The sequence below is a fragment of the Pseudomonas sp. A1230 genome, assembly GCF_044218825.1.
GTDB classification, from domain to species: Bacteria; Pseudomonadota; Gammaproteobacteria; order Pseudomonadales; family Pseudomonadaceae; genus Aquipseudomonas; species Aquipseudomonas iridis.
Window position 1 is genome coordinate 2855190 of the sequence record NZ_CP162582.1, and the last position, 21768, is coordinate 2876957.

Below are 21768 nucleotides of genomic sequence, written 5' to 3' on the forward strand. Positions count from 1 at the left end.
CAAGCTCGTTCCCACCTCAGATCGCTCAGACCCACTGTGGGAGCGAGCCTGCTCGCGAAGGCTATTGAGCAGTCAATGAGCACTTCATTGTAAAGCGCAGAACGTGTCCTGATGAAAAATCATCCGCCACTGCTCGACAGTTCCTACACCGATTTCACTGGTTACATGTTTGGGCTACGGCGGGTTGCGTCTTTGCCTACAACAACGCCAGAATCGGCCGGCTTGTGTGCCTTGCGCGCTGTCCCTATTGTTTCTCGGTCGCTGAAATACAGCGGTCGGGCTTGGCGGCCCGGAAAGGTGTTGCAAGGTTCTGTCATGAAAGTTTCAGGCGCTTATGAGTGCCGGACTCACTTTATGGCAGGTTGCACATGGATTCCTTCGGGGATGCCGATTCACCTTTCTCGGTCCGCCAACCTTGTGCAACCTGCCACCCACTCTGCTTGGCGGCAGATGGGGTAAGTCCATCGATCTGAAAGGTGATTTCACAATGGTCAAAGTTACTCCGGATCCCCCCAGCACCATGTTCATGGTCGCCCCCGACATCGACACCGAATCTCTCCTCGCCAATACCTGTGAAACATTGGCGTCTGCCAAAGTGATGCTGACCGAGTTTGCCGCCGTGCTGAATGGCCCTAACCGCAGCATCGTGCTGGGCATTGCCCAGATCGTCATGCTCGGTGAACTTGCAGTGAACCGGGCCTTGGACAATATCGACCCGCAACAGTAAAGAACGAAAGATCGCAGCCTGCGGCAGCGCCTACAGGAAAACGCGAATTCCCGTGTAAGAGCTGCCGCAGGCTGCGATCTTTTGCCCCTGCAAAAAAAACCGCCCTTTCGGGCGGTTAAAAGTGCTTCGACCCTAAATCAGAAGCCAAGGCTGAAGCTGATCGTCATCGCATGATCGTTGTTGTCATCCGACAGTTGCCCCGAGTAGCCGATACCCAGTTTGCCGGTCGGGCTGATCTGGAAGTCCACGCCCGCTTCGACTATCGCGCTGTCCTTGGCAATTGGTACGCCTTGGGTGCTGAACGAGGCGCCGCCGTCGATGAAGGTCAGGTCGGCATCAGGTTTGGTGTCACCGAAGGCATGCCGCCAGCCCACTGCCGCGCGCGGAGTGAATTGCCCGCCGTTGGCCAGGGTGATGACTTTGCCGGCGCGCAGGCCGAGGGTGGAGAAGGTGATGTCCTGCTCGGCATCGGCCTTCAAGCGCCCCACGCCGCCTTTTTCCTTGGCCTTGTCGGTGTCGTAGTTGACGTAGGCCAGACCGGCGAACGGCTCCAGAGCAATGCCGGCAGCTTGCATTGTGTAACCGACTTCACCGAACACCTGAGCGCTACGAGCGTCGTAATTGGCCTCCAGACGATCGTTGTAGGTGCCGACGCTGACATCACGCTTGGTCTCGATGTCGTGCCAGCTGTAAGCCGCGCCGAGGCGCACCGCCAAAGCATCGAACTGCGAGTTGAGGTATGCCGCCAGGTGGTAGCTTTCGACCGTGGCATCCGAGCGACGATCATGCGCATCGAGGTCGCTGCGGGTGTAACCGGCGGCCATGCCCAGGCGCCACTGATCATCGAGTTGCTTGTCAGTGCCGAGCATGAAGCCGCTGAGGTTGCGGTCGAGTTTGGCGCTGTTGCTGTCGCCATCCGACTCACCCCAGGCGCCAAGTGCGCGCGCCCAGCCGACCATCTCGCCGTGGCAACCGTTGCTGCTCAACTGGTTGTCGCTTGGCGCCAAGGCACGGCGTGGATCATCCGGCGCACTGCACGAAGGCTGGCGCATGCGATCGTTGACGGCTTCGCGCACGTAACGCGAATCCTCGAGGATCGCACTGGCGGTACTCGCATGAATCTCCCCGGACAGGCTGTCGAAGGCATTGCGTGCACCCGCCGCACTGAGGTTGACGATTTGGTCCTGCAACGCCGCGCCGGCCGCACCATTGCGCGACAACGCCGAAGCGCTGTTGCGCTGGTTGCCCGTGGCGGCGACGTCGGCGAACGAGTTGTCGTTGCGGCTCACCACCAGGTTTACCGCGTTGGCGTCGTACGCCAGCGCCGAGTCGAGGAACGCGTATTGCGGCAGATCCGCTGCGCTGAAGGTACCAGTGACACCGCCGCCCGCCGTGATCAGCGAATACGTGGTGTTGCCAGTGAATGGCGCAAGCGAGTTGACTTGCAGACCGCCACCCAGCGCAGCCGTACCGCCGACCGCCAGCGGTGTAGCGGTCGGCGAGCTGACTGTCAGCGCCAGCACACCGCTGGAAGCATTGGTCAGGTTGCCGGCGACACTCAACGTGCCCGCCTCGGCCCCGGATTGCACCAGACCATTGTTGACCACCGAACCGACGCTGCCGTTACCGCTGAGCGCAGCGCCGCTGGCGACAGTGACCTGCCCTCCCAACGAGGCCTGAGCAGCGCGGCTGCCGACTTGCAGCACGCCTTGATCGACCGCCACAGTGCCGCTGAACGGATTATCACCGGTCAACAACAAGGTGCCCGTGCCGCGTTTGAGCATGGCGCCGAGCCCGCGCAACGACCCGCTAAATTGCCCGTTGAAGTTCTGCACGAACAACAGCGAAGCGTTGTTGAGGATGTTGCCTTGCAAACTGGTGGTGTTACCCACCAACGTACCGCCGCTGACAGTCGTACCACCGCTGTAAGTGTTGGCGCCGCTCAACACCAGAGTCCCGGAATCGAGCTTCTCGATGCCGCCCGTGCCCACCAGCGGTGTGGAGATTTCCGCGCTGCCGCCAGCATTCACCCGCACCGGTGCGAGACTGCCGTCTGCGCCGTTGACCGGAGTCAGCGTACCGCCAGCGCCAGGCGCCAGGCTGTAGCCATTGCTGAGGAACTGCAAACCAGTGAAGTTCCGATTACCCAACACGGTGACAGTACCGGCCTGACCACCAAACACAGCGAACTGCCCGTTGGAGGCCAACGCCTGAGTGCCGCTTGGATCAGTCCAGTTGGTCCCCGGCCCCCACACACCACTGCCGCCACCGATGCTGCCATCAGGATTGGTGGTGCCGCCGTTCCAGAACTGCACTTCACCCGGCGAGCCTTGCACCAGCAGATTGATCTGATTGGCAATGGCGGTTTGCAGGGTCAGGTTGGCCTGCGCAACCGGCAGGCTGCCGTAGACCAGACCGTTGTCGGTCAGGCTGCCGCCGTAGCTGAACAGTTGATAGACGCCAGTGCCGAAGCCACCGGCGTTGCTGATGTTCAGCGTACCATCGAGGGTCAGGTTGCCGGCGACATTGACCACCGTGGTCGAGCTGGCGGCAGACCCGAGGCTGAAGTCCAGATCAGTCCCCGAAGACAACGCCAACGCACCGACCGACAGCGGTGTCGCCGTGCCGCCACCGGCCAGGGTCGCGCCGTCGGCCAGTTGCAGCGAACCGCCCAATTGACCGCCACCGCCAATCTGCGCACCGCTGGCGACGTTGACGTTGGCACTGTTGAGCACACCGTTGACGGTCAAGGTGCCGGCCTGCACAGAAGTGTTGCCGGTGAAGCTGTTGTTGCCGGTCAGCAGCAACCGACCACTGCCGGTTTTGTTCAGCGAGCCGGTACCGGAGAGGTTGCCGGTGTAGCTGCCGTCGGCGTTTTGCTCGAAGGTCAGCGCCGCGTTGTTGGCGATTGCACCTTGCAGGCTGCTGGTGTCGCCTCGAGTGCTACCGCCGTTCAGCGCGGTGCCACCGCTGTAGGTGTTGGCGCCGCTGAGCAGCAGGTCGCCGCTGCCGTTTTTCACCAGACTGCCGGTGCCGGTAACAGCGCCGATCAGCGTAGTGTTCTGGTTGCCGGCCAGTGTCAGCTCGGCGCCCAGGTTGATGGCGTTGGCCAGTTGCAGCGCCGAGGTGCTGTCCAGCGTGCCGTTGCCGAGCACACTCAATGCACCGCTGCTGATTGCGCTGTTGTTGCCCAGAACCAGCGTGCCGCCACTCAGTTGGGTGCCACCGGAGTAAGTATTGCTGCCATTGAGAGTCAGGCTCGAAGCACCGTTTTTGATCAAACTGCCGCTGCCGCTGACGACGCCACCGAGGGTCAAGGCGTTGGAGCCGGCGACGCTCAATCCTCCGTTGAGCACCACATCATTGCCGAGGCTGACAGCGGTGTTGCTGCCAAGCGCAGTGCCGTTCGCTGCAGTTAACACACCAGTGCCGAGCGCCGCATTGTTGCCGACGACAATCGTACCGCCATTGAGCGCGGTGCCGCCGGTGTAGCCATTGGCAGCGTTGAGCACCAGGGTGCCGGTGTCATATTTGCCGAGAGTACCTGCGCCGTTGAGCGCTACACCGACGGTTGCCGTGGCATTCGGATCGACGCGCACCGAGGCGTTGCCCAGCGAACCGTTGACCAGATTGAGCGATCCCGCCGTGCCGTTCTGCAGGCTGTAGCCATCGGTGACGAACTGCATGCCGGTGATGGTTTGCGCGCCGTTGACCGTAACTGTGCCCGCCGCACCCTGGAACACCGCGAAGTTGCTGGTCCAGCCTTGATGGGTGGTGTCGTTGACGTCGGTCCAGTTCGTGGTCCCGGTGCCCCAGGTACCGTTGCCACCGTCGACCGTGCCGTTGGCGACCAGTTGGCTACCGTCCCAGAACTGCACGGTGGCGGTTGGCGCGGTGACCAGCAGGTTGAGCTGATTGGCCTGCGCGGTCTGCAGTTGCAGATCGCCCACTGAGACGCTGCCCGGCACGCTGCCGATGAGCATGCCGTTGTCGGTCAGGCCACCGGTGTAGTTGATCAGGCGATACACGCCGCTGCCAAAACCGCCGATGTCGCTGACATTGAGTGTGCCATCGAGGGTCAGGTTGCCGCCGACGTTGACCAGCGCGTTACCGCCACCCGACACCGGCGTACCGAGGCCGACGTCGAAGCTGGAGTTGCCGCCAAACACCAGGGAATCCACCGACAAGGTGCTGCCGGTGACACCCGCCATATGTCCGCCATCGGCCACGGTCACCGCACTGGTCAACGTGCCGCTGCCGCCGAGTGTGCCGCCGTTGTTGACCAACACATTGGCGCTGGCCAGCGAACCGTTGACCTGCAAGGTGCCCGCGTTGACGTTGGTGTCGCCCGTGAGGTCGCTGATGCCGCTCAGGGTCAGGCTACCAGTGCCGAGTTTGGTCAGCCCGCCGTCACCGCTGAGGATGCCGGCGAATGTGCTGCTGACGTTATTGCCGCCCAGGCTCAGCGTGTTGCCGGTGCCGATCAACGCGGTGCCGCTACCAGTCAGGCTGGCGAGACTGCCCGATGCGCCGAGGTTGAGGGCTGCGCCAGCACCGAGATTGACCGTCGCATCATTGCCCAGCGCTGCACCGCTCAGGGCGGTGAGGCTGCCGGACAGCACATCGAAGGTCCCGCTGAACGTGTTGTTGCCGCTCAACGTCAGGTCTGCCAGGCCGTTTTTACTCAAGGTTCCGGCCCCGGCAACCACGCCACCCAGGGTCAGGTTGTTGTTACCGGCCAAGGCCAGATTCGCATTGACGTTGACGTCGTTCGCCAGCACCAGCGGCGAGCTGTTGTCGAGGGTCGACGCGCCAGCCACGTTCAGTGCGCCGGAGCCCAATGCTGCAGCGGTGCCAAGAGTCAAGGTGCCGGCATTTAAGGTAGTGCCGCCGGTGAAGGTATTGACGCCGTTGAGGGTCAGGTTCGACGCGCCGTCCTTGATCAGTCCGCCCGCGCCGCTGACTACACCGGCGAGCGTCAGGTTGTTGTTGCCGGTGTTGCTCAGGTTGGCGTTGAGCACGATGTTGTTGCCCAGGCTCAGCGCACTGGTGCTGTCCAGCGCCGAAGCGCCGGCCACGGTGAGGTTGCCCAGACCCAGCGCCGAGTTGCTGCCGGCAGTCAGGGTACCGGCGCCCAGGTTGATGCCGCCAAGGAAGTTGTTGTTGCCGCTCAGGGTCAGGTTGGCAGCGCCGGTTTTGCTCAGGCTGCCCGCACCATTGATCGTGCCGGCAAGCGTCAGATCTGCCGTGCCGCCAATGCCGAGGTTACCCGCCAGATTGACCGCGTTATTCACCGAAACCCCGGTGGCGGCATCGAGCGTGGTGCCGCCCGCCGCGTTCAGGGTGCCGGAGCCCAGCGCCGAGTTCGACGCCAGAATCAGTCCGCCGGCATTCAGCGCCACCGGCCCGAGGAAGGCATTGTTGCCGCCGAGCGTCAGGTTGGCCGCACCGGTTTTGATCAGGCCGCCAGTGCCGCCGATCACGCCGTTGAGCGTCAGCGCATTGCTGCCGACTACGGTGAGGTTGCCATTAAGGGTCGCTGCGTTGCCGAGAGTCACCGCAGCATTGCTGTCCAGTTGCGTGCCGGCGTTGGCGGTCAGTGTGCCGCTGCCCAGCGCGGTGTTGCTGCCAACAATGATCTTGCCGCCGTCCAGTTGCGTGCCGCCGCTGTAAGTGTTGGCACCGTTGAGCACCAGGGTGCCGGCATCGAGTTTGTTGAGGATGCCGCTGCCATCGATATTGACGCCGATGGTCGCGGTCACACCCGGATCAACGCGCAACGCGGTGGTCCCCCCGGTGCCGTTGACAGCAGTCAGTTGCCCCGCCGTGCCATTCACTACGTTGTAGCCATCGGTGAGGAACTGCATGCCGGTGAACGCCTGCGTGCCGTTGACCGTCACCGTACCCGCCGTGCCCTGGAATACCGCGAAGTCGCCCGCCCACGGTTGATTGACCAGACCGTTGGCATCGGTCCAGTTGGTGCCGACCGCATTCCAGGTACCGGTGCCGCCGTCGACGACGCCGTTGGCAATGTTCTGGCTGCCATCCCAATAACGGATGTTCACGTTCGGTGCCGACACTTGAATGTTGATCTGGTTGGCCACACCGGTTTGCACGATCAAGTCGCCGAGGCCGTAGCCGACCGGTACGCCGGCAACGTCGAGACCGAGATTGGTCAACGCACCGGTGTAGTTGAACAAGCGATACACACCGACCCCGAAACCGCCGGCGTCAGTGACGTTGAGATTACCGTCGAGGGTGAGGTTGCCGCCGACATTCATCAACGACGCGGTCGACGGTGTCCCCAGTGCCACATCAACATTGCTGCCGGCCGCGAGGGTCAGGGCACCGGCGGACAGTTGATTGCCCGAGGACAGCGCCAGATGGCCGCCGCTGTTGACGTTGACGGTCCCGAGCGCCGAACCGGTACCGCTCAGGGTGCCGCCGGTATTGACGTTGATCTGCGCGCTGGCCAGTGAACCGCTGAGATTCACGATGCCGCTGTTGATCGCGGTGTCGCCGGTGATGCCGTTGATCCCGGTGAGGTTCAAGGTGCCGGTGCCGACTTTGATCAGGCCGCCGCTGCCGCTGAGGCCACCGTCGAACGTGCTGGTGACGTTGCCACTGCCGACGGTCAGCGTGTTGCTGCCGGTGAGCTGCACGTCGCCGCTGCCGGTCAGCCCGCCGAGGCTGGCGTCGCTGCCCAGATTCAAACCGGCGCCAGCGCTGATATTCACGCCTGCGGTGTTGCCCAGCGCATTGCTGTTCAACGTGGTGACGCTGCCGGAGACGATGTTCAGCGCCCCGGTGAACGTGTTGTTGCCGGCCAGGGTCAGGTCTGACAGGCCATTTTTGGTCAGGCTGCCGGCGCCGTCGATAACGCCGTTGAGGCTCAGGTCGTTGTTGCCCGCGACGGTCAGACCGGCGTTCAACGTGATCGCATTGCCGATCCCGAAGGATGCGCTGTTATCCAGGGTCGCCGCGCCGCCAACAATCAACGCGCCGCTGCCCAAGCCGTTGGCATTGCCCAGGGTCAGGGTGCCGCCGTTCAGAGTCGTACCGCCGCTGAAGGTGTTGTTGCCGTTGAGGGTCAGGTTGGCCGCGCCGTTCTTGATCAATTGGCCGGTGCCGCTAGCGATGCCGCCGAGGGTAAGGTTTTGCGTCCCCCCCACGGTCAGCGCAGCGTTGAGCGCGACGCCGTTGCTGAGGCTGACCAGCGGCGAGTTGCTGTCCAGTGTTGCCGCGCCAGCGACGGTCAGTGCGCCGGAGCCCAATGCCGAACTGTTGCCAACGGTCAGCGTGCCGGCGTTCAGGGTCGTGCCACCGAGGAAATTATTGGCCGCGTTGAGAATCAGATTGGCCGCGCCGTCTTTCACCAGACTGCCAGCGCCGCTGACCAGACCGGTCAGGGTCAGATCCGCCGTGCCGCCGATGTTCAAGGCACCGGCCAATGCCACCGCGTTGTTCAGGCTCACGGCGGTATTGGCGTCGAGCGTAGTGCCTGCCGCCGCGTTCAATGTGCCGGAGCCCAGCGCGGTGTTACTGCCGAGGATCAGTTTGCCGGTGTTCAGGGCGGTGTTGCCAAAATAGGTGTTGGCGCCGTTGAGGGTCAGGTCGGCGGCGCCGTTCTTGACCAGCCCTCCGATACCGGCGACCACGCCGCCGAGGGTCAGCGCATTGGTTCCGCCCAGAGTCAACGTGCCGCCGAGGTTGACGTTGTTGGCCAGGGTTGCTGCGGTGCCGGCATCAAGCGTGGTGCCGTTCGATGCGTTCAGCGCACCAGTGCCGAGCGCCGTGTTGGAGCCGACGATCAGCGATCCGGCGTTCAGCGCGGTGGTGCCGGTATAGGTGTTATTGCCGTTGAGGGTCAGGCTTGAGGCGCCGGTCTTGATCAGGCCATTACCGCCGCTGATCAAGCCGCCAAGGGTCAGCGCGTTGGCGCCGCCAGCGGTGAGGTTGGCGTTGAGGGTGATCGCGTTGCTCAACGTCACCGCCGAGCTGCTGTTAAGGGTGCCCGCCCCGGCCACGGTCAGTGCGCCGGTGCCGAGTGCTGCGCCATTGCCGACAGTCAGACTGCCGGCGTTCAGCGTCGTACCGCCAGTGAACGTGTTGGCGCCACTGAGGGTCAGGTTGGCCGCGCCATTCTTGAGCAACTGACCGGCGCCGTTGATCACACCGGAGAGGGTCAGGCCACTGCTGCCGCCGAGGGTCAGGGCACTGCTGTTGAGGTTGACGTTGTTGGTCAGGTTGACGGCGGTGTTGCTGTCCAGTGTTGCCGTATCGGTGACCGACAAGGCGCCAGTGCCCAATGCAGCAGCATTACCAACGGTGAGGGTGCCCGCCGCCAGCGTGGTACCGCCGGTATAGGTGTTGGCGCCGTTGAGCACCAGATTGGTGAACCCGCGTTTGGTCAGACCGCCACTGCCGCTGACTACACCGCCGAGGGTCAGGTCAGCGCTGCCACTGAATTCCAGATCGCCACCCAGGGAAACGGCGTTGTTTAATGCGACCGTGGTGCTGGCATCAAGCGCGGTGCCTGCCGCAGTCGTCAAGGCACCCGTACCCAGCGCGGTGTTGGAGCCGACAATCAGCGTGCCGGCATTGAGCGCGGTACCGCCGGCGAAGGTGTTGTTGCCGCTGAGGGTAAGGTCCGCCGTGCCGTTCTTGATCAGGTTGCCGGCGCCGCTGACGACGCCACTCAGACCCAATGCCTGCGTGCCACCGATGGTCAGCCCTCCCGCCAGCGCTACAGCATTGGCGAGCGTCACGGCCGTGGTCGCGTCCAGCGTGGTGTTGGCCGCCGCGTTCAATGCGCCAGTGCCGAGCGCGGTGTTGCTGCCGACAAACAGGCTGCCGGCGTTGAGCGCGGTGTTGCCGGCGTTGGTGTTGTTGCCGGTCAGCGTCAGGCTGGCGCTGCCGCTTTTGGTGATGGCGCCGGTGCCGGACAAAATGCCGTCCAGGGTCAAGGCATTGCTGCCGAGCACGTTCAGCACGCCAGTCATGGCGATGTTGTTGGCCAGCGAGACGTTGGCGGTGCTGTCGAGGCTGGTACCGGCAGCCGTGTTCAGTGCGCCGCTGCCCAGCGAATTGTTGTTGGTCACCAGCAAACTGCCGGCGCTGAGGGTGGTGGTGCCGGTGTAACCGCTGTTGGCGCCGCTGAGGGTCAGGCTGCCGGTGCCGGTTTTGCTCAGGCCGCTGCTGCCGGTGATCAAGCCGCCGAGAGTCAGTGCGCCGGTGCCGCCGGCCGTCAATGTGCCGCCGAGGCTGATGGCGTTGTTCAGGCTGATCGTGCCGGGGGCACTCAGGGTTGTCGCGCCGGTGACGTTGAGGGTGCCAGTGCTCAGCGCCAGGTTGTTGCCCAACTGCACGGTGCCGCCGTTGAGTGTGGTGTTGCCCAAGTACGTGTTGGCGGCGCTGAGGCTCAGTTGCCCGGAACCGACTTTGGTCAGGCCGCCGCTGCCGGAAATCACCCCGCTGAGGGTGGTGGCGTTGGTGCCTTGCACCGTCACGCCACCGGCACCGAGGGAGATCAGATTGCTGACGTTCAACCCGACGTTGCTCGCCTGCAGGATCCCGCCGTTGGAGGTGAGGACACCGCTGCCAAATGTGGCGTTGTTGTTGAACTGGGCGACACCGCCGTTGAGCGTGGTCGCGCCGCTGACCAACGGCCCCTGCAAGGTCCAGGTGCCGCTGTTGATAGTCAGGTTGTTGAAGTTGACGTAGGTCGCGCTGAACGCCGTTCCAGTCCCGGTCGTACCGCCGCCGACGCCGATCGGGTTTTGCAGGATCAGGCTGTTGGTGCCACCCGCGCCGCCATCGACTGTACCGGTCGGGGCGAAGGTCAGGTTGATGCCGATCAGGCCACCGAGACCGACGCTGACCTGAACACCGTCACCGACCTGCACCGTAGAACCGGTAATCGCCGTGAACGTGTTGGTGCTGCTTGCGCCCATCGACACGCCGCCGGTAATTGCGCCGGCGTTGGTAAATGTATTGCCCGCAGCCGATGTCTCGAAGGCGATCCGGCCGTTGATGACACCGGTGCTGCTGTTGGTCATGTTGACTTGCGAGCCGCCGTAGACGCCGACTACCGGGGTATCGGCCAGGGTGATGCCACCCACCGAAAGCCCGGTCGAGGTGATGGTGCCGTTGTTGGTGATGGTAGTGGTACCGGCCGCCGCGTTGTTCACCGCGATACCCAAGCCATCGATGCTGGTCAGGTTGAGGCCAAGGAGCATGCCGGTGCCGCGAATGATCCCGCTGGCATTGTTGAGCACGCTGACCGTGCTGGTGGCGCCAGTGCCGATGAAGGCGCCGCCGCTCAGCACCGACACCAGCCCCAACAGTGCCGGGTCGAGGGTGCCAGAGTTGTTCAGGCTGATGTTCACCCCGGTCAGGTCCATCACGTGGCCGCCGAGGGTCGCGTTCATCTGCGCCCCGCTGTTGACGTTGACCGTAAGGCCGTTGGTAGCGCTGCTGAAGTTGTTAAGAAACAGCGGCAGGCTCGGCACGCCGGTACAGGTCACTGTGGAACCGGCGGTGGAGCAAGTGGCCAGCGCCGGAGTGCTCACCGCACCGAACAACAGTCCGGCGACGCTCAAGTGCACAGCAAGGGAAAGAGGGGAAAAACGCGAAACGAGGGCGACACCGGACCTTACTTGCACAGGCTACTCCTTGTCGTGGCCAATTCTTCCTTGAGGCGTGCAAAGTCGTGCCTGTTTCGCACGCCAATCAAGACTGCGACGGTCATCACAAAACCGTTGAATGCTGACAAAGCTAGTAGAGCCGTGGAGATGGGTGCGGATTAAATGGTGTTAATACTTTAATACTAGGCGCTCTAAACCGGGGGTTTGAGCCTGTGAATACAGGGGATTTGCTGTAACACATCCCTCTCTAGGGGATGCGGCTCGCTGCGATCTTTTGATGTTGCTTTTAAGCACCAAGATCAAAGGATCGCAGCGTGCTTCAGCTCCTGCAGGGCCGCTGGAAGAAAACTGGTACGGCTTATGCAAACGTTTGCGAGCCGTCAATCACGGCATTTTCGCCACACATCCGCCAGGCCCGCAGATTCCGGGCCTTGATCCGCAAAAAAAGGACTTTGCATGCACGTCGCTTCCCTTCTTCGCGCCCCCCTCGCGCGCACGTTTGCTGTTTCCTTGCTACTGACTGGCGTTACCGGAGTTCTCAGCCAAAGCGCATTTGCACAACCGGCCCTGCCCGAGTCCGCCCAGGGCGAAACCCTCAGCCCCGAAGCCAGCCCGCCGAAAAAAGGCGCGTACCTGTCGGACTGGTACAACCAGGACCTGACCCTGATCGGCAGCAAAGACATCAGCTTCGGCCCGCAACCGGCTGACGACATCTACCTGGAATATGAATACTTCGGGCGCAAGGGCCCGTTCGAGCTATACGGCTACATCGACGTGCCGAAAATCTTCAACATCGGCAACAGCCACGACAAAGGCGTATGGGACCACGGTTCGCCCGTGTTCATGGAGCACGAACCGCGGATCTCCATCGACTACCTCGCCGGCCGCAGCCTGGCTATCGGCCCGTTCAAGGAATGGTATGTGGCCTTCGACTGGATCTACGACCACGGCAGCCGCAAAGAAAACCGCGCCAACACCCTCTACAGCGGTTTCGGCACCGACATCGACACCCATTCGCGGGTCAATCTGTCAGCCAACCTGTACGGGCGCTACCAGTGGGAAAACTACGGTGCGAGCAACGAGTATTCCTGGGACGGTTACCGTGCACAGCTCAAGTACATCATCCCCATCGACAAATTCAGCAACGGTGCCTCGCTCACCTACATCGGCTTCACCAACTTCGATTTCGGCTCCGACATCCACAAGGACAACCCGGCACGCACCGCCAACGCGACGGTGGCGACCAACGTGTTGCTCTACGCGTTCACCCATTTGCGCTTCACCCTGGTCGGGCGTTATTTCCATAACGGCGGCAACTGGGAGGATGGCAGCGAGCTGAATTTCGGCGACGGTAATTTCCGCGCGCGTTCGAATGGTTGGGGGTATTACGCGGGGATCGGGTATCAGTTCTGACCTGTAAATGATCACTGGATCGCAGTCATCGGTAGCGCCCATCAGATCAGGGTAGATACCGTCGGACAATCCGAGTGAATTTTCCCGGTGCGCCGCGATCCTTCTATTACCACAGGGAGGAATACGGGCTTTATGAACAACGCAAAACTTTATGTCATCGACTACACCCTTCACGGCACGCCCAAGTCCTTCATTATCCGCTCGGACAAGATGGACAACGCCGAAGCTTGGCATTGGGCGAGTTGCGACGCAGGCGTAGGTCGGATCCCGCGTTTCGGCCGGGAAAAGGTGCAGAAGACCAGTAAACCGATGGCGGAAAAATTCGGCGTGGAAAACGTTGTCTGGCGACCGACCAGCTAAGCTGCGCACAGTGATCGACATCATTCGGGGGAATGCACAATGACCCACCTCATGAGCCCGGCACATCTGGATTACGGCCTGGACACCTTGTTCGGGCGTATCACCAAATGTGTTGATTGTGCGGTAGGGCTTGAAGCCGTCGAGGATGATCCGTTTCGCTTCGCGCTGAGGGTGCCGGCGCCGTTACCTGAAGATCTTGATCAGGCGAAAACCGTCGTGGTCACGGTCGAAGGCCGACGCTTGCAAGGCACGGTGCGGCATATAGAGCGGCTGGATGACGACAGCCTGAAACTGGAAGTGGAGCCTGATTAGGCTCCACTTTTCTGTGGGTACGTTTACTTGGGATGCGCGCACTGGCAGCCCTTGCTGGAACATTCCTCGCCACCCTTGTGGTGGTGAGCGCAGGCCTCACAGCAATAGTGCTTACCGTGCACAGCGTACGCATGCTCGCCGTCTTTGATGGTGCATTTACATCCGGGGCAATCGCATTTTCTATCAGGCATGGGACAGACTCCTTGGGTTGTGGTTGTCTGAGGCTCGAATGCGAGCCGTAAACAACAGTGTAGGAGCTGCAGAAGGGGGCAATAGATCAAAAGCCCTCACTGTAGCCCTCCCGAAACGTCGGACCGCCCCGAGGGAGAGGGGACTGACCGAGGTGAGCTGAAGGGTTACGCCGATGTGAAATACCGGGTCAAACCCACGTTTGAAAAAGCACAAAAGTCGGCCCTTTCACCCTCGGGAGAGCGCTGGGCGGGCAGCGCTCGATGAAGGGCGCCCCCCCCAGGAAACCGTTGCCGCAGCAACGGATATGTACTCAGTCAGTAAATCAATCAACCCCACGAACACTACTGCGATACATAAAAACCAAAGCCAACCCCAAACAAACCATCGCTAAAACCCGACTGGAGGAAAGCTCAATCGCCGGATTTCCCAACCAGCCAAAATTATCAATCAACATCCCCATCCCAAGCTGTCCGACAATGACAGCTACCGTCGCCACAGCCGTCCCCACTACAGGCACCGCGCCCACCATCACCATCATATAAACCACCCCAAACAGCGCCCCCATCAACTGCCACTTGGGCACATCCAGCAGACTCACCGCCTGCGCCGGCTCAAAAAACAGAATCAACAACCCGGTCACCACCGCGCCCACCACAAACGTCAGCAAACTGCTGCGCAATACACCAACGGTTTCACCCAAACGCCCGTTGATCGCCGCCTGCACACTCAACACCGCGCCGGCCAATACCACCACTACCAACAAAATAATCAGACTCATCACTCACCCCCGCGCAATCAAAACCAATGCCACCACAATCAACCCCAACGCCAGCCAGCGCTCAGCGTTAACCTTCTTGCGCGTCGCCCCGAACCAACCAAAATGATCGATCAAGACACTTTTGCCGACCTGTCCGGACAGAATTGCGATCATCGTCATCGCAATACCGATATGCGGCGTCGCCAACGTCAAGACCACCACATACATCGGCCCCAGGAACCCACCGATCAACTGCCAGCGTGGCAGATCGGTGAGCGCAGGGCCCTTTTGCGGGCCAGCGAACAACAACAGCAAAAACAGAATCGCCGAGCCGACGCCAAAGATGCTCAAGGTCGCCCACAGATGCCCGACCTGCACCCCCAACGGCCCGAGCAAGCCCGCCTCCACTGACAAACCCATGCCCGCCAGAATCACCAGCGGCAGCAACAACAATCGCAACAACGGCTTGGCCACTGGCGCGCTAACACTCACCTCATCCAACGTCTGCATAACAAAACCTGTGCAAGTAAACGATGGCGCGGATTATCGGCTGGCTTCGCTGTGCGATAAATGGGAGCATCCGGACAACACTTTTGCGTAACTCGCACAGCAGGACGATTCATGCACGGGCTCAATGAACTCGGTTTCAAGGCACTCAGACTGTTTGTCGCAGTGCTCGACCACGGCAGCTTCTCCGAAGTCGCCCGCCGCGAGGGCGTGGCGCCCTCCTCCATCTCCCGGCAAATCCAGTTGATGGAGCAAGCGCTGAACCAGCAATTGCTCTATCGCCATACGCGCGCGGTGATGCCGACCGAAGCCGGACGCATGCTCGGCCACCACGCGCGGCTGGTGCTGGTGCAACTGGAAGAAGCCGAACAAGCCTTGCAAGAACAGCAAAGCGAACCCACCGGCCTTGTGCGGATCAACGCCCCGGTGGTGTTTGGTCAACGGCATCTGACGCCGTGGCTCGGTCAGTTGTGCGCGCGTTATCCCAAGCTGCAACTGGACATCCAGCAAACCGACCATTACGTCGACCCGTTGCAGGAAGGGGCAGACCTGTTGTTTCGCATCGGCCCGCTGCACGATTCGAGCATGCAGGCGCGGATAATTGCGCCGCACCGCTTTCAGGTCGCTGCCAGCCCGGCCTACCTGAAACGTCACGGCACGCCGCAACATCCCGACGATCTTGCGCACCATCAGTGTCTGGCCTACAAAGGTGCGACTGGCCAGCAGCGTTGGTTTTTCCGTCAGGATCAAGGCGACTGGACGCCCTATTCGGTGAGGGGTCCGATCACCGGCAACCACGCCGACACCCTCACCCAGGCGGCCGAACAAGGGCTGGGGTTGGTGATGTTTCCGTCATGGCTGATTGGTGAAGCGGTGCGCGAAGGCACGCTGGTGCCGGTGCTTGGGGAGTATCAGGTGTCGAACAGTCTGGAACCGCAGCAGATCGCGGTGCTGTGGCCGGGGAGCCGGCGGTTGTCGGTGAAGGTACGGACGGTGATTGATTTCTTTGTCGAGTGTTTTGGCGAAGTGCCTTATTGGGACAGACCTTGAGGACTGCACCATCCCTGTAGGAGCTGCCGCAGGCTGCGATCTTTTGATTTTGCTTTTCAGAAGATCAAAATATCGCAGCCTGCGGCAGCTCCTACAGGGGTTTGCGTACGGCTCCTAGATTCGGAACTGCCCAACCAGTTTGCCCAACCGCTGGCCAAGATCCGCCAGACTGCGCGACGTCTGCGCCCCCAGTTGCGTTTCATCCGCCACGCTATCTACCGCCACTGCAATCTGATGCACGCTGCGGTTGATCTCTTCGGCCACCGCCGTCTGCTCCTCGGCAGCGCTGGCAATTTGTGCGTTCATCGAGTTGATGGTCGCGATCAATTCTGCCATCGCGTCCAGCGAAGCCCCAGCCTGATTGGCCTGCGCCGATGTACCGTCACCCGCCTCGCTGGAGCGGCGCATCGCTTCGACCGCCGCTTGCGTGCCGGCCTGCAAGCGATCGATCATCGCCTGAATTTCCTGAGTGCTGATCTGCGTACGACTGGCCAGCGCACGCACCTCATCCGCCACCACTGCAAAGCCACGCCCGGCCTCACCGGCCCGCGCCGCTTCAATTGCCGCGTTCAGTGCCAGCAGGTTGGTTTGCTCGGCAATCGAACGGATCACCCCAAGCACACCGACAATCGAACTGACGTCCTGTTGCAGGCTATCGAGCGACACGCCGCTGCTGCGGATGTCATCGACCAGCGCATGAATCTGTTTGATGCTGCCCGCCACCACGCGTTTGGCGCTCTGGCCTTCTTCATCGGTTTGCTGGGCGGCGACGGCGGCGTTCTGTGCGCTCTTGGCGACTTCCTGGGCGGCGGCGGACATTTCGTTGATCGCCGTGGCGACCTGATCGGTCTCGTGGCGTTGACGCTCCATCGCCTGATCCGAACGCTGGGCCTGATCCGACACCTGCGTCACCAGCCCGGTCAGTTGTGTGGTCATCTCGGTGATCTGCCGCACCAGGCCGTGAATCTTGTCGACGAAGCGATTGAACGAGCCGGCCAGTTCACCCAGTTCGTCCTGGCTGGTGATGTTCAGGCGGCGGGTCAGGTCGCCCTCGCCCGCGGCGATATCGTCAAGGTTGGCTTTCATCTGGGTCAGCGGACGCAAAATGGTATTGGCCAGCAGCATTCCCACCGCGGCAATCACCAGCAGCACCACCACCGCCACGCCGACGATGCTCAGCACCACGCCTTGCATGCGTTCCTGCACCTGCGTTTCGACCAGCGCCACTTGCGCTTCAATGCCGTCGAGGTTAACCGAGGTACCGACCGCCATGTCCCACTTCGCCAGGTATTCGGTGTAGCCGAGTTTCGGTACCAGCACCTTTGCGTTGCCCGGCAGCGGCGAGCTGTATTGCAGGTAATGCGTGCCGTCCTTCGCCACTTTCACCAGACCGAGGTTGACGTAAACGCCGTTCGGGTCGCGGTTGTCCTTGAAGCTTTTGCCCACGCCTTCGGGATCGTTGGCTTTGAACAGGCGCACGGTCTCGGAGTCGTAACCGAAGAAGTAGCCGTCCTTGCCGTAGCGAATCCCCGACAGCAGTTTGATCGCCTGCGCGCGCGCCGCTTCATCGCCGGGGGCGGCAGCGTCGTACAACGGTTTGATCGTGGTCATGGCCACGGCGACGTAACTTTGCAGAGTGGCTTTGGCGTCGCCGAGCAGGCGCTCGCGCGTCTGTTCGACCTCTTCGCGCGCCTGCTTCTGAAGAATGAACAGCGTGGTCAGGCTGATGACCAGCGCAAAGAGCAATACCGGGAGGACGGCAAGGGAGAGGACTTTAGCCTTGAGGCTCAGACGCATTGGGGTACTCACTCTTTTGGTTTTATTGGCGTGGTTAAAGGCTTTAACGGCACGCCATAGCAAAAGTTGAGTCAGCAGACACCTCATCACCCTGTGGGAGCGGGCTTGCCCGCGATAGCGGTGTGTCTGCCACATAATTGTTGAATGTGTCGAAGCCATCGCGGGCAAGCCCGCTCCCACAGGGTTCAGCGGTTACAACACCATCGCGGCCACCCAGCCGAACGCCAGCAAAGGCAGGTTGTAGTGCAGGAACGTCGGCACCACGGTGTCCCAGATATGGTGATGCTGGCCGTCGATGTTCAGACCGGAGGTCGGGCCCAGGGTCGAGTCCGAGGCAGGCGAACCGGCATCGCCCAGCGCACCGGCAGTGCCGACAATGCAGACGATGGCCAGCGGGCTGAAGCCCAGTTGCACGCACAGCGGGACGAAAATCGCCGCCAGAATCGGCACCGTGGAAAACGACGATCCGATGCCCATGGTCACCAGCAACCCGACCAGCAGCATCAACAGCACGCCCACGCCCTTGCTGTGATTGATCAACGAAGCCGACGACTCGACCAGTGTCTGTATCTGCCCGGTGGCCTTCATCACTTCGGCGAACCCCGAGGCGGCGATCATGATGAAGCCGATCATCGCCATCATCTTCATGCCTTCGGTGAACAGATCATCGGTGTCGCGCCATTTGACGATGCCCGATACCGAGAAGATCAGGAAGCCCACTAGCGCGCCGATAATCATAGAGTCGAGCAGCAACTGCACGATGAACGCTGCGGCAATCGCCACGCCGGCGATCATCAGGCTCAGTGGGTTGTACTGCACCGCCGCTTGCTCGACCTGCTCGATCTTCGCCAGATCGTACACGCGCCGCTTGCGGTAACTGATGAAGGCCATCGCCAGACCGAACACCATGCCCAACGCCGGAATGCCCATGGCATGGGTGACGTTAATGCCACTGATGTCGACACCGCTGCGTGCAACGTTGGCCAGCAGGATTTCATTGAGAAAGATATTGCCGAAACCCACCGGCAGGAACATGTACGGCGTGATCAGACCGAACGTCATGACGCAGGCGATCAAGCGGCGGTCGAGTTGCAGCTTGGTCAATACATAAAGAAGCGGCGGCACCAGCAACGGAATGAACGCAATGTGGATCGGCAGGATGTTCTGCGAGGCAATCGCCACCACCCACAACAGGCCGATCAGCAGCCATTTGACGTTGCCGCCACCGGTACTGTGCTGGCGGTCGACCATCGCCAGCGCCTTGTCGGCCAGCGCATGGGCCAGGCCCGACTTGGCAATCGCCACGGCGAAAGCGCCGAGCAATGCGTAGGACAACGCCACCGTCGCCCCGCCGCCCAAGCCGCTGTTGAACGCCTTTAGCGTGGCATCGATGCCCAGACCACCGGTCAGGCCGCCGACCAGCGCGCCGACGATCAAAGCGATCACCACGTGCACCCGGGACAGGCTGAGAATCAGCATGATGCCAACCGCCGCTATGACTGCATTCATTTCACTACCTCAAAAAACACTGCGGTGGAAAACCGACCGCCAGACAGGATGAGCCCGCCAAAGGTTAACCGGCGGATTGCAAAGAGGGTCTTATTAGAAGGGCGCGCACTGTGAATGAAGCCGCGACAGGCTGCAAGTAACAAGCGGCAAGCTTTTGCGTTTTTTCGCTTGCAGCTTGCGGCTGGAAGCTCAAGAAAGCTGCTGTCAGGCCGCTACAGTGCAAAGTCTAAGATATTTATCGAATAAGGACGTGTCCATGTCGCTGAGACAACTTTCCATCCAATGGAAAATCACCCTGCTCGCCGGGCTTTGCCTGGCCGGTATCGTGACCCTGTTGGTGGGTCTTTCGCTGTATCGCATGGAGCACAGCTCCGAAATGGTGAAAGCCTCCAGCATGGAGATGCTCACCGAATCGGCCCAGGCGCGCATCGAATCCCAGGGCGAAGTGCAAGCGGCGGGCATTCGCCAGCAGTTCATGGACGCCTATCAATACGGCCATGGTTTCTCGCGTCAGGTGCTGTTCCTGCGCGAGCAGGCCGAAAAGCGCTTCCTTGATGCCTTCGACCTGCGCGAAGACATGACCCGTCAGGTCAAGTCCGCGCTGCAAGCCAACCCGGATTTGCTCGGTCTGTCGCTGGTGTTCGAAGCCAACGCGCTGGACGGCAAGGATGAACTGTTTGCCGGCCAAGCCGAGCTGGGCAGTAACGACAAGGGCCGTTTCGCCCTGTACTGGTCGCAGCCGACACCGGGCAAAATCACCTCGATGGCCCTGCCGGAAAGCGACATGGCCGACACCAGCACCGGCCCCAGCGGTCAGGCTGCCAACGCCTGGTTTACCTGCCCGCGCGCCACGCTCAAACCCTGTGTGATCGAACCGTACTTCTATGTGATCGACGGCCAGAACGTGCTGATGACCAGCATCGTTTTCCCGCTGATGGTGAACGGCAAAGTCATCGCTTCGCTGTCGGTCGACATCAACCTCAACAGCCTGCAAGCGATCAGCCAGAGCGCCAGCAAAAAACTCTACGACGGCCAGACCGCCGTGAGCATCATCAGCCCGGTCGGCCTGCTCGCCGGCTACAGCCCGGATGCCGGCAAACTCAGCCAGCGTCTTGACGCCGTGGATAAAACCAGCGGCGCCGAACTGCTGCGCCAACTTGCTTCAAATACCAGTGTCAGCAGCCTGCACAGCAACGGCCAGTTGAAAGTGCTGTCGCCGTTCCAGCCGATTCCCGGCGGACCGTCGTGGGCAGTGTTGCTGGATGTCCCTGAAAAAGTGCTGGTGGAACGCGCCGAAGCGCTCAAGCAGCACCTCGATGCGAGCAACAACACCGGCACGTTGATCGAGTTGGGCCTCGGCGTTCTGGCGGCGTTGATTGGCCTGGTGCTGGTCTGGCTGATGGCGCGCAGCGTGACCCGACCGATCCTTGGCGTGGCGCACATGCTCGAAGACATCGCCAGCGGCGAAGGCGATCTGACCCGCCGTCTGGCGTATGACAAGCAGGATGAACTCGGTCAACTGGCCGGTTGGTTCAACAAGTTCCTCGACAAGTTGCAGCCGATCATCGCCGAAGTGAAACGCTCGGTGCAGGACGCGCGCAACACCGCCGACCAGTCCTCGGCCATCGCTACGCAGACCAGCGCCGGCATGGAACAGCAATACCGTCAGGTCGATCAGGTCGCGACCGCGTCCCACGAAATGAGCGCCACCGCGCAGGACGTGGCTCGCAGTGCCGCTCAGGCGGCCGAAGCGGCCAAGGATGCTGATCGTGCCACGCGTCAGGGCCTGACCGTGATCGACCGCACCACCGCCAGCATCGACACCCTCGCCGCCGACATGAGCGCGGCAATGGTGCAAGTCGAAGGCCTCGCCGCTAACAGTGAGAAAATCGGCGCGGTGCTGGAAACCATCCGCGCCATTGCCGAACAAACCAACCTGCTGGCCCTCAACGCCGCGATCGAAGCGGCTCGTGCCGGTGAAGCCGGACGCGGTTTTGCCGTCGTCGCCGACGAAGTCCGCAACCTCGCCCGCCGCACGCAGGAGTCGGTGGAGGAAACCCGTCAGGTCATCGAACAGTTGCAGAGCGGCACGCAGGATGTGGTCGGCTCGATGAGCAACAGCCATCGTCAGGCGCAGGGCAGTGTCGAGCAGGTGGGCCAAGCGGTGACGGCGCTGCGTCAGATTGGTGATGCGGTGACGGTGATCAGCGACATGAACCTGCAGATTGCCAGTGCCGCTGAAGAGCAGAGCGCGGTGGCGGAAGAGATCAACAACAACGTGGCGACGATTCGCGATGTGACTGAATCGCTGTCCGGGCAAGCGAACGAATCGGCGCGGGTGAGCCAGTCGCTGAACAGCCTGGCGAATCAGCAGCAGAGTTTGATGGATCAGTTTCGCGTCTGATTCGAAGAACCTGTTGCGGCTTGCTTGTTCGAGCTACAGCGGTTCACCCAGAAACGCACTCCCCCTGTAGGAGCTGCCGAAGGCTGCTCCTACA

At 61.6% G+C, this 21768-nt stretch carries 11 protein-coding genes and 3 pseudogenes; 7 read left to right on the plus strand and 7 right to left on the minus strand.

Annotation, left to right across the window (positions count from 1 at the left end):
• The first annotated feature begins 487 nt into the window (after positions 1 to 487).
• Positions 488 to 727: a DUF6124 family protein gene (locus AB4P97_RS13430; RefSeq protein ID WP_395602817.1), complete on the plus strand. Its 240-nt coding sequence runs from the start codon at positions 488 to 490 to the stop codon at positions 725 to 727.
• Between the two features lie 137 nt (positions 728 to 864).
• Here AB4P97_RS13430 and AB4P97_RS13435 read toward each other — a convergent pair whose 3' ends face one another.
• Positions 865 to 11391 carry an autotransporter-associated beta strand repeat-containing protein gene (locus tag AB4P97_RS13435; RefSeq protein WP_395602818.1) on the minus strand — a complete coding sequence of 3509 codons (10527 nt, stop codon included), beginning with the start codon at positions 11389 to 11391 and terminating at the stop codon, positions 865 to 867.
• 438 nt (positions 11392 to 11829) lie between these two features.
• Here AB4P97_RS13435 and AB4P97_RS13440 point away from each other — a divergent pair, with 438 nt between their 5' ends.
• The 3 genes from AB4P97_RS13440 (at position 11830) to AB4P97_RS13450 (ending at position 13458) form a co-directional block, all read left to right on the plus strand.
• Positions 11830 to 12786 carry a nucleoside-specific channel-forming protein Tsx gene (locus tag AB4P97_RS13440; RefSeq protein ID WP_042560077.1) on the plus strand — a complete coding sequence of 319 codons (957 nt, stop codon included), beginning with the start codon at positions 11830 to 11832 and terminating at the stop codon, positions 12784 to 12786.
• A gap of 132 nt (positions 12787 to 12918) precedes the next feature.
• Positions 12919 to 13146 (plus strand): DUF6555 family protein, encoded by a 228-nt coding sequence (locus tag AB4P97_RS13445; protein WP_034154602.1) that lies wholly within the window; start codon positions 12919 to 12921, stop codon positions 13144 to 13146.
• Positions 13147 to 13185: 39 nt separating this feature from the next.
• Positions 13186 to 13458: a hypothetical protein gene (locus AB4P97_RS13450; protein WP_042560079.1), complete on the plus strand. Its 273-nt coding sequence runs from the start codon at positions 13186 to 13188 to the stop codon at positions 13456 to 13458.
• Between the two features lie 23 nt (positions 13459 to 13481).
• Here AB4P97_RS13450 and AB4P97_RS13455 read toward each other — a convergent pair whose 3' ends face one another.
• The 3 genes from AB4P97_RS13455 to AB4P97_RS13465 form a co-directional block, all read right to left on the minus strand.
• Positions 13482 to 13649 (minus strand): metallothionein, encoded by a 168-nt coding sequence (locus tag AB4P97_RS13455; protein WP_080896040.1) that lies wholly within the window; start codon positions 13647 to 13649, stop codon positions 13482 to 13484.
• A 323-nt stretch (positions 13650 to 13972) separates the two neighbouring features.
• Positions 13973 to 14428, minus strand: a complete 456-nt coding sequence (locus AB4P97_RS13460) for a DMT family transporter (protein WP_395602819.1) — start codon at positions 14426 to 14428, stop codon at positions 13973 to 13975.
• Between the two features lie 3 nt (positions 14429 to 14431).
• Positions 14432 to 14917, minus strand: a complete 486-nt coding sequence (locus tag AB4P97_RS13465; RefSeq protein ID WP_042560081.1) for a DMT family transporter — start codon at positions 14915 to 14917, stop codon at positions 14432 to 14434.
• A 111-nt stretch (positions 14918 to 15028) separates the two neighbouring features.
• Here AB4P97_RS13465 and AB4P97_RS13470 point away from each other — a divergent pair, with 111 nt between their 5' ends.
• A complete protein-coding gene (locus AB4P97_RS13470; RefSeq protein WP_395602820.1) occupies positions 15029 to 15964 on the plus strand; it encodes a LysR family transcriptional regulator in 936 nt (311 codons plus the stop codon).
• 114 nt (positions 15965 to 16078) lie between these two features.
• On the opposite strand, the gene AB4P97_RS13475 is transcribed toward AB4P97_RS13470, so the two are convergent.
• The 3 genes and pseudogenes from AB4P97_RS13475 to AB4P97_RS13485 form a co-directional block, all read right to left on the minus strand.
• Positions 16079 to 16900: a methyl-accepting chemotaxis protein gene (locus tag AB4P97_RS13475; protein WP_395593806.1), complete on the minus strand. Its 822-nt coding sequence runs from the start codon at positions 16898 to 16900 to the stop codon at positions 16079 to 16081.
• 84 nt (positions 16901 to 16984) lie between these two features.
• Positions 16985 to 17920 (minus strand): annotated as a pseudogene (locus AB4P97_RS13480) (cache domain-containing protein); the annotation flags it as partial.
• A gap of 33 nt (positions 17921 to 17953) precedes the next feature.
• On the minus strand, positions 17954 to 19270 hold the full coding sequence (locus AB4P97_RS13485; RefSeq protein WP_042560084.1) for a Na+/H+ antiporter family protein: 1317 nt from the start codon (positions 19268 to 19270) through the stop codon (positions 17954 to 17956).
• A gap of 577 nt (positions 19271 to 19847) precedes the next feature.
• Here AB4P97_RS13485 and AB4P97_RS13490 point away from each other — a divergent pair.
• Together AB4P97_RS13490 and AB4P97_RS13495 are read left to right on the plus strand one after the other, a co-directional pair.
• A pseudogene (locus tag AB4P97_RS13490) lies at positions 19848 to 20768 on the plus strand (chemotaxis protein); the annotation flags it as partial.
• 312 nt (positions 20769 to 21080) lie between these two features.
• A pseudogene (locus AB4P97_RS13495) lies at positions 21081 to 21674 on the plus strand (methyl-accepting chemotaxis protein); the annotation flags it as partial.
• Positions 21675 to 21768 lie beyond the last annotated feature (94 nt).